Annotated in this window: 5 protein-coding genes and 1 tRNA gene; 1 reads left to right on the top strand and 5 read right to left on the bottom strand. The window is 45.9% G+C overall.

All coding sequences use genetic code 11. The features are described from left to right. Window positions 1-151: 151 nt before the first annotated feature. The 3 genes from ACI39P_RS04915 to murA all read right to left on the bottom strand — a co-directional run bounded on the left by ACI39P_RS04915 (window position 152) and on the right by murA (window position 4,372). Window positions 152-865 (bottom strand): SprT-like domain-containing protein, encoded by a 714-nt coding sequence (locus tag ACI39P_RS04915; RefSeq protein ID WP_439719568.1) that lies wholly within the window; start codon window positions 863-865, stop codon window positions 152-154. 236 nt (window positions 866-1,101) lie between these two features. Next, window positions 1,102-2,925, bottom strand: coding sequence for an ATP-dependent zinc metalloprotease FtsH (gene ftsH, locus ACI39P_RS04910; protein ID WP_439719567.1), 1,824 nt, complete (start codon window positions 2,923-2,925; stop codon window positions 1,102-1,104). Between the two features lie 184 nt (window positions 2,926-3,109). Further along, the gene (gene murA, locus ACI39P_RS04905; RefSeq protein ID WP_439719566.1) at window positions 3,110-4,372 is read right to left on the bottom strand and encodes a UDP-N-acetylglucosamine 1-carboxyvinyltransferase; all 1,263 of its coding nucleotides are present in this window, start codon (window positions 4,370-4,372) and stop codon (window positions 3,110-3,112) included. A gap of 198 nt (window positions 4,373-4,570) precedes the next feature. On the opposite strand from murA, the gene ACI39P_RS04900 reads away from it, so the two are divergent. Continuing rightward, window positions 4,571-4,641 (top strand) — tRNA-Gly (locus tag ACI39P_RS04900). A 102-nt stretch (window positions 4,642-4,743) separates the two neighbouring features. Here the strand turns inward: ACI39P_RS04900 and yycI are convergent. Both yycI and ACI39P_RS04890 read right to left on the bottom strand, forming a co-directional pair. Then, on the bottom strand, window positions 4,744-5,604 hold the full coding sequence (yycI, locus tag ACI39P_RS04895) for a two-component system regulatory protein YycI (RefSeq protein WP_439719565.1): 861 nt from the start codon (window positions 5,602-5,604) through the stop codon (window positions 4,744-4,746). A 20-nt stretch (window positions 5,605-5,624) separates the two neighbouring features. Beyond that, window positions 5,625-7,037 carry a hypothetical protein gene (locus tag ACI39P_RS04890; protein ID WP_439719564.1) on the bottom strand — a complete coding sequence of 471 codons (1,413 nt, stop codon included), beginning with the start codon at window positions 7,035-7,037 and terminating at the stop codon, window positions 5,625-5,627. Window position 7,038 lies beyond the last annotated feature (1 nt).

Raw genomic sequence — 7,038 nt, 5'->3', positions numbered from 1 at the left:
CCGACGACCTCCGGGTTATGAGCCCGACGAGCTACCGGACTGCTCTACTCCGCGTCAATATAAATTTTCCTTATCACTATATATGATTATAGCGCAGAGAAAAGCATTTGTCAAACACAAATCCTTTCTCTGCCTATTTATTCTGCTTATATCAAATGCCATCTTTAAATTTTGTTTCCAATTTTTCCTTGCGTTCTTTCCAATCCGGCATCAGCTGATCCATCAGATCATAAAAAGATTTCCCATGATTTGGATAGCGAAAATGCAGCAATTCATGGAGGATCACCTGCTCGATACAGGCTTCCTCCGCCTTCATCAGCTGCAGGTTCAGGCGGATAGATTTGCCCGTGGTGGTGCAGCTGCCCCAAATGCTTTTCATATTTCGGATTTTGATTTCTGGCCTTACTATATGATATTCTTTCACCATTGGATAAATTCTATCCATAATTTCTTCAAATTTTTCTCCTGCCCTTGCCTGCAGCCAAGCTAAATATTCTTCTTTCAGCACATTGTCGATCATTTTCGGAGAAAAAAGGAAGATGTTGTCTCCTTCCAGATAAATGCGGCTGTCGCCCCGTTCCAGGGTCAGGCGATACGGTTTCCCCAGATAATAGACCGTTTTCCCATCATACATGCTGCCATCAGGTAAACCATTTTTGATCTTTTCAATCTCCGCCAAATGGGTAATGATCCAAAAAGCCTTGGACTGAACAAATTCATCGATCACGGCAAAGGGTACGTTTTTGCCTGCGGAAACCACTACTTTTCCATATTTATTCACCCGAAGATTGATGTATTTCACGTTTTTGCGGGTCAGTTCATATTCAATTTCAATGCCTTCATACTGAATATTATGAATGGACATGGAAACCCTTCTTTCTTGCTGTAAAATATTTTTATTTATTTTACAGTTTCGGCATTAAATTGTCCAGTCCCGTTTCTCGACAAAAAAGCAGAATAATATATCGCACATCCTCAGCGGGAAACATCAAAATAGGATGAATCCCTGTAATTTTGAGATTCATCCTATTTTTCATTAGATTTGGATTGTTTTCTTATGCAGGAAGCTTATTGATAAGCTCTGCTTTTTCAGACTTTCCTTTATTCTGTTTCTTCCCGATTCAAAATTTCCATAAATTCTTCCCCAGTAATGGTTTCTTTTTCCAGCAGATATCCAGCAATTTCATCCAGTTTCTCCATATTTTCACGAATGATTTCCACTGCTTTATCATGGGCCTGTTTCACCACTTCGATAACAGCAGCGTCAATTTTGGATGCAGTTTCATTGGAGCAGGCCAGGGAAGTATCCCCGCCCAGATACTGATTGGTGACTGTTTCCAAGGCCACCATGCCAAATTCATCACTCATGCCATAACGGGTGATCATCCCTCTGGCCATGCGGGTCGCCTGCTCAATATCGTTAGAGGCCCCTGTTGTAATGGAGCCAAATTTCAGTTCTTCTGCCACACGTCCCCCAGTGAATGTGGCAATCTTATTGAAAATCTCTTCTTTGTTCATCAGGAATTTTTCCCCTTCATCCACCTGCAGGGTATAGCCCAAAGCACCGCTGGTTCTGGGGATAATAGTGATCTTCTGCACAGGCGCAGAATTTTTCTGTTTTGCAGCTACCAAAGCGTGACCCACCTCGTGGTATGCAATGATTTTCTTCTCTTCAGGGGAGATCACTGCGCCTTTCCGCTGATAGCCTGCCAAAATGACTTCAACGCTTTCCATCAAGTCATTCTGCGTTACCTTGCTGCGCCCCATACGCACTGCCCGCAGGGCCGCTTCGTTCACAATATTCGCCAGTTCTGCCCCGGATGCCCCGGAGGTTGCTCTGGCAATGGCATCAAAATCGATGTTATCTTCCATTTTAATCTTTTCCGCATGAACCTTCAGAATGGCTTCTCTGCCTTTCAGATCCGGCAGTTCCACGGGAATTCTTCTGTCGAAACGCCCGGGACGCAGCAGCGCCTTATCCAAGGTTTCCGGTCTATTGGTAGCCGCCAGAATGACAACGCCTTTTTGTCCGTCAAAACCATCCATCTCCGTCAGCAGCTGGTTCAGAGTCTGTTCCCGTTCATCATTGCCGCCCATACCATTGCCGTCACGTTTTTTCCCGATGGTATCAATTTCATCGATAAATACGATACAGGGTGCCTTTTCATTGGCCTGCTTGAACAGGTCACGTACCTTTGCCGCCCCCATACCAACAAACATTTCTACAAATTCAGAACCGGAAATGGAGAAAAAGGGTACATTGGCTTCGCCGGCAACCGCCTGGGCCAGCAGGGTTTTCCCTGTACCGGGAGGGCCTACCAGCAGAGCACCCTTGGGCATCTTCGCCCCTACCTCCGTATATTTCTGGGGATTATGCAGGAAATCCACGATTTCATTCAGGGCTTCCTTGGCTTCATCCTGCCCTGCTACGTCTTTAAAGGTTTTTCCTGTCTGAGCCTTGACGTATATCTTGGCATTCGCCTTCCCAAAGGACATGGCATTGCCGCCCATGCCTCCCATCTTGCTCATGGCTTTTTTCATGACAAACTGCCACAGCAGGAAAAATACCACAAACATGATCAGACTGCTGATCCAAGGCGATACTTCCTTTGGCTTCACTTCTCCAAAGGATGCACCTGCCTCATACAGACGTTCTACCAGCTGAGGGTCATCCATACGAACAGTAGAATAGACCTTTGGTGCCTGCTGGGCAAAAATCTGCGTGTGTTCTTCCTCTGCAGGTTCATCCTTCAGGTAAAAATAAATCACATCTTCATTTACTTCTGCCTGAGAGATGTTTTTGTTGTTCATCTGCGTCAGAAACACGTCATAATTGACCTGTTCAATGGCGTTTTTCGCAATACTTGGCAGGAAGAACATATTGATAAAACCCATCACCAGCAAAGCGATGAGCCAATAATACATCAATGGTCTCCTTTGGTTTTTCATATCCATATTGTTCCAACTCTCTTTCTTTTTTCCGTACACTTCCATTTTATTATGTAGCCGAAGGGAATTTCCCTTCAACCGTAATTGATATATTATAGCATAGCGTAAAAATATATGCAAATTTGAAACGAATTGTAAACGTTTGATGAACTTTGGAGAATTATTCCTCTTCTTTCCGAATATGGGCGCCAATGGCCCGCAGTTTTTCCTCAATCTTATGATAGCCCCGTTCAATATGATAAATATCACTGATTTCCGTTTCCCCTTTGGCCGCCAGGGCGGAAAGGATCAGCGCAGCCCCCGCCCGCAGGTCTGTAGCTTTTACCTTTGTTCCCGTCAGCGTATCCACCCCTTCGATGATGGCACTGCGGCTGTCAATTTTGATATCCGCTCCCATCCGCTGCAGCTCCCCCGCATGGATAAAACGATTTTCAAAAACCGTTTCTGTGATGACGCTGGTGCCCTTAGCCACGGTCATCAGGCTCATAAATGGCGCCTGCATATCCGTGGGGAAACCAGGAAACGGCATCGTCTTTACCTGTACCGGATGCAGCTTTCCCTTGCGATACACCCGCAAGCCCTCCGGCGTCATTTCTGTTTTCACGTTGCACTCTGCCAATTTCGCAATAACAGGTTTCAGATGTTCCTCCTGTACATTTTCCAGAAGAATATCCCCGCCGGTGATGGCAGCTGCTGTCATAAAAGTACCTGCTTCGATGCGGTCAGGAATAACGGTATGGGTTGCGCCGTGGAGTTCCTTTACGCCATTGATGGTAATGGTATCTGTGCCATCCCCTGCCACATCTGCCCCCATTTCCCGCAGGAAATCCGCCAGATCGCAGATTTCCGGTTCTGCCGCCGCATTTTCAATCACCGTTTTTCCTTTTGCCAATGCCGCCGCCAGCAGGATATTTTCCGTAGCCCCCACGCTGGGAAAATCCAGATAAATGACACCCCCTTTAAGATTTTTCACCTGCAGTTCCACCACGCCATGCTCCTGTTTATTTTTCGCCCCCATGACCTGAAAGCCCTTCAAATGGAGATCGATGGGTCTGCTTCCAATCTGACAGCCGCCGGGCAGAGGCAGCCGGGCGCAGCCGCAGCGCCCCAGCAATGCACCCGCCACCAAAAAAGAAGCCCGCATTTTCCGTGCCATTTCATACAGCCCCTCCACGCTGGCGATCTCCGCCGCCTGCACCCGCATAATTTCCTTTTCCTCATCAAAAAATACCTGTGCCCCCAATTCCCGCAGCAGCTCCGCCATATGCTGCACATCAGAAAGAGGCGGTACATTGTGGATCTCGCAAACCTCCGGGGTCAATAAACACGCTGCCAAAATAGGCAAAACAGCATTTTTTGACCCGCTGATCTTCACACTGCCCCGTAACCCTTCGCCTGTTCCCTCAACAATAAATTTTTCCATCCCGCATCCCTCGCATCCTAAAAAATTTACTGATGGTAGTATACCCGCAGAAAGAAAAGTAAGTCTCGCAGAAAAGAAGAAAGTGAACGAAAAATTGTCAAAACAAGGGAAATTTTTAATGTAAAATCGGACTTTACAGAAACAAAAATTTGGAGTATAATAACAACATTGAGAAATACATTTTTTGTTTTTTGCTTTGCGGATGTAGTTCATCGGTAGAATGAAAGCTTCCCAAGCTTTAGAGGCGGGTTCGACTCCCGTCATCCGCTTTTGCCCCTTGGTTGCAAGGGGCTTTTTTCATTTTTTCATACGTATTCATACGGCAAAAAAGAGTCCTTTCGGACTCTTTTCGTTTATTTTTCACTTATTTTTCATTTATTCACAATCTGGCAGGTATAGGCATTGATGATATAAGGCTCCGCTTCATCCATCAGGTAGATGCGATAGCAAGGCTCCAGAGAAATGGCTGCCATCCCTGCCGCAGCAGTGCTGTTTTCCATCTGGTCATAGCCCAATTCGATCCGATAAATTGTCGCTTCTTCCTTTGTTTCTTTCTTTTTCCATTCCCGCATAAAAGTCAGCAGCGCTTCATCAGAATAGCTGATATCCTGTTTTTCACCGCTATAGCCTTTGACAGGGCAATAATTGAACGTAATTTCCCGGATACCGCCTTCTGTCACCAACAGGGAGAAATAATTGGAAAATACATTTTCCCGTTTATACATGCCATAAAAATTGACCCGGAGGCCCTCCGCTTCCTCTATCACCATGGGTTCCCCATAGGTGCCAAAAAAATGCTCTGTCCCATCCATAAATTTTTCCGCAGTTCGCTGTGCTTCCCCGCGGGTCAGGTCTTCTTTGCCCATGGCAATGGTTTCCTTTTCCCAATGCCCATAGGCCCCCTCCAGGGTCAGCACCGCATCCTGCCCCCGGTAAATCGTCTGGGTGCCTTTCCGCGTCACTGTTGTTTTTTCACTGCCGAAAAACAATCGCTCCAAAGTCTCTTTGTTGTAAGAAGGAATTTCCACTTTCAATCGGGACATAGGCGCATGTTCTGTCAGCAGGTCCGTATACATGGTGATGCCATTTTGAGAGAGGACCTCAAAAATTGCCCGTTCCTGAGATGCCGTCATAGTATTTTCCTGTTTTTGCTGATGATTGAGCCCCGCCAAAACAATATTGAGCAGCACCAGCAGGATCACCACAAACCGCTTGGCCTTCCCCCATTCCATGAGCCTCCTCCTTTCTTACATCATTCCCCCGCAGCCACACCGGTCAGTTCTTTTTCCTGATCTGTGTCCACCACAAAGGTATACTCATACAGCGTTACAAACCATTTCAGGCGCATGCTGCCTGTCAGGTCTACATGATAGCCCAGGGAGATATTTTTTACATCCGTAATATCCTTATCCTCCACAATGGCCTTATAAGTCTTGTTTGCATCATCCAGAGCATCAATAAACTGAACATTGATCTGTTCCTTTTCTTCTTCCATCTGGGTAAAATTCACCGCATACCGGCGGTATTCCTTTACTGCCTGATTTCGCAGGGTCACCTCGATTGCATGGGAAGACCCAATTCGGTCTCTGAGAGACTGTGAAAGATTCACCGGCAGATCATCCACAGCATAATCGAAATAGTAAATGACCTCGTTATTGATGGTACGCTCGATATCCGCCAGATAAATATCTGTCTGCAGGGAATTATCGTTCTTCAGGAAATTACAGCAGATCTGATATCCTTCCAAAAGCCCGGTTCGTTCGCTCCCGGCATAATTTTCATAACTGTAATATTCCAAAACTTTCTCTTCCGGGTAATATTTGACTACCGTTTCGCTGTCGCTGAAGGTATAGATACCATCCTCATTTCGTTCGCTCCAATCTACAGAAAAATTACGGAAGAAATTTTTTACTGTATTTTCCAAAGCCGCACGGCTGGGTTCGCCGTCTTTTTCAAAAACATATTCCCTTTCCAAAGCCGCATACTGGTAAGGCAGCCGTGCCCATTGCGGCAGAAACATATTCCGCCATAAAACAGAAGCACTGGTTCTCTGCCCTGTGGAAATATAGCGCATATCGCTCTCCTCCGTTGTCAGGGCTTCATACAGATTTGTGGATGCGCTGCCGCCCTCTCCTCGGAACAGCACACATTCATTGGTTTCGGAATTGACGAAATATGCTTGGCTTTCCTCACCGTTTCTTCTTGCCGGCACAATGGTGATATAGTCGAATTGTTCCAGCTTTTGGTTGTTTTTCAGTTCTTTATAATTGGTCAGGTATTCTTCTGAAGCGATCATAAAATCATACTGCATAACAATGCAGCGATCCGCAAGGATTTCTTTCCAATCCGCCGTGCTTTTTTGAGGTGCTGTATCCCTCTGGGATAAAATCTCCCCTAAAGCCCGGTTCGCTATATCCAACATCGTGCTATTCCCTACATCATCGGGATAATAGACAGAAAATGTGCCTTCCCCCTCCCCAACGGCATAGCGCGTTGCGAGGAGCACATCCCCATCTGCTTCCTGTTTATCAGAAGCAAAATATTCCGACAGGGCATAAAAAAAGTTATGACCGTTTGTTCCCTCCAGCCATAACTCTCCTGTCTGATAAATCGCAGTTATGACCAAAGCAACAATGACAAAATTCGTGATTTTGTATATTTTCATT

The organism is Anaerotignum sp. (assembly GCF_051877975.1).
Lineage (GTDB): Bacteria > Bacillota > Clostridia > Lachnospirales > Anaerotignaceae > Anaerotignum_A.
This window is presented reverse-complemented; position numbering and strand designations above follow the sequence as displayed.